Source organism: Streptomyces cinereospinus, assembly GCF_042430725.1.
Taxonomy (GTDB): domain Bacteria; phylum Actinomycetota; class Actinomycetes; order Streptomycetales; family Streptomycetaceae; genus Streptomyces; species Streptomyces cinereospinus.
In genome coordinates this window covers 1-1884 of the sequence record NZ_JBHMCY010000162.1, presented here as the reverse complement: position 1 = coordinate 1884, position 1884 = coordinate 1, and the positions used below count along the sequence as shown (strand labels likewise).

Here is a 1884-nt window from a genome sequence, read left to right as displayed (position 1 = left end):
CAGGTGCCGGGCCAGCTCGACCTGCGACAGCGGGTCGCCGGCCCGCAGGTCGCCGCGCATGATCGCGCGCCGCAGTGCATGATGCGCCCTGCTCACCTCGTCGGGGTGAGCCTTGCTCACGTCGTCGGGGTGAGCGAGCGTGTTCGCTGCTTCGGCTGATCCTGCTGTCATCGTCTACGGGCCTCTCAGGCGTCTCCGTGTGGCGTCCAGGTGGTCCTCTGAGCCGCTTGTACCAGTTGCCGGCACCACCGTAGCCGAAGCCGGCTTTCCGGCCTGCTGACATTCCGAGGCAGGGAAGGGTGGCGCCGCCTACGGCATGCCCTCCCGGAGCAGCCTCCAAGCGTGACGGCCTGACCTTTCGTCTTGAGTTTAAACAACGAGATGTCAACATTTTTTGAGGGAGTCCGAAAAGCCTCTCGTCCTCGGGAGGTGCGGCCGGCGGGCTGCGGGCATTCTCGGGCAGGCCCCGGGCGCCGGGCCTGGTGACCGTGCGCGACCGCCCGCAGCCGGTGTACGAGTTCTCGGACGCCTTCGGTGCGAGTGGCTCGCGTCGCACGCCAGGCCCGGCGGCCGGGGCGTCCGGGCCCGATGTGCCCGGCGGCGCCGGGGACCCGCTGTTTCCCCATGGAGGTGGCCTCTGCGTCGTTGTCGCGACGCGAGGGGATAGCGGACCGACGCCCCTCTGTCGACATTTTACGGGCGGATCAGGGGGTAAGTGCACGTTCCCGCCTCTGAGAGTCGGAAAGTGTTGACACTTTCGGGGTGGCTATCTGATGATGATGCCCACGTCTGTGCCCCGCCGTCGGCGCCATGCCGTCGCCGCAGGTGGCGAGTGGAGGTCGGGGGTGCCCGGCGCTGTGAACGTGTGCAAGGGGATGGTTTCGTGATATTGGTGACCGCTGCCAACGGCAACCAAGGCAAGTTCCTGATCCCGCGACTCCTGGCCGCGGGGCACGTTCTCCGCGCTTGCGTTCGCTCCGAGGAGTCGGCGCGGTCTCTTCGTTCCGCTGGTGTGACCGATGTCCTGGTCGGCGACCTGGCCGACCCCCGGGTGATGGCGCGTGCCATGCACGGGGTGGACAAGGTCTATTACGTCGGGCCGACTCTCCATCCCAAGGAACGAGACATGGGATTGGCGGCCATCGACGCCGCACGCGAATCGGGCGTGCGGCACTTCGTCTTCAGTTCGGTGCTGCATGCGATCCTCACGGATCTCACGCAGCACGAAGTCAAGCGAGATGTCGAGGAACATCTGCTCTCCTCCGGACTGGAGTTCACCATCCTCCAGCCCGCCAACTACATGCTGCGTCACCGGCTCAAGCCTGTTCTGGAGCAAGGCGTTTTCCTCCTCTCGTGGGCGCTCGACCGTCGCCAGTCGATGGTCGATCTGGCTGACGTGGCCGAGGTGGCCGCCGCGGTTCTCGCTGACAGCGATCGCCACGCGGGAGCCACCTACGAGCTGGTCGCGCCCGGGCGCTACACGGCATACGACATCGCGGAGGTCGTCTCCGAGGTGCTCGGTCGCAAGGTGCCTGCCAAGCGCATCGACGCCGACCAGTTCACGGCGGCATCCCATGGCGCGGACCATGAGATCCGCTTCCCGTATCACACCGAGGCGGTGCGAGCGATAAGCAAGCGCTACAGCAGCCACGATTTCGTCGGAAATCCCAACGTGCTCACGTGGCTGCTCGGGCGACAGCCCACAAGCTTCGCGCAATTCGTCGAGCGAGAGCTCGAAGCTCTCTGACGTCCACGGCTTCACCCTTAATGGCTTCACCCCCCACCGGCTTGCGGTGGGACGCACCATCTGCACTCCGAGGAGAGACCCGAAGTGGCCGAGCTGTTCTACGACGCCGACGCCGACCTGTCCATCATCCAGGGCCG

The 1884-nt window shown here is 66.3% G+C and carries 1 protein-coding gene; it reads left to right on the top strand.

All coding sequences use genetic code 11. From position 1 onward, the window contains the following. The first annotated feature begins 892 nt into the window (after positions 1–892). Positions 893–1747 carry an SDR family oxidoreductase gene (locus ACFF45_RS35270; protein WP_381351122.1) on the top strand — a complete coding sequence of 285 codons (855 nt, stop codon included), beginning with the start codon at positions 893–895 and terminating at the stop codon, positions 1745–1747. Positions 1748–1884 lie beyond the last annotated feature (137 nt).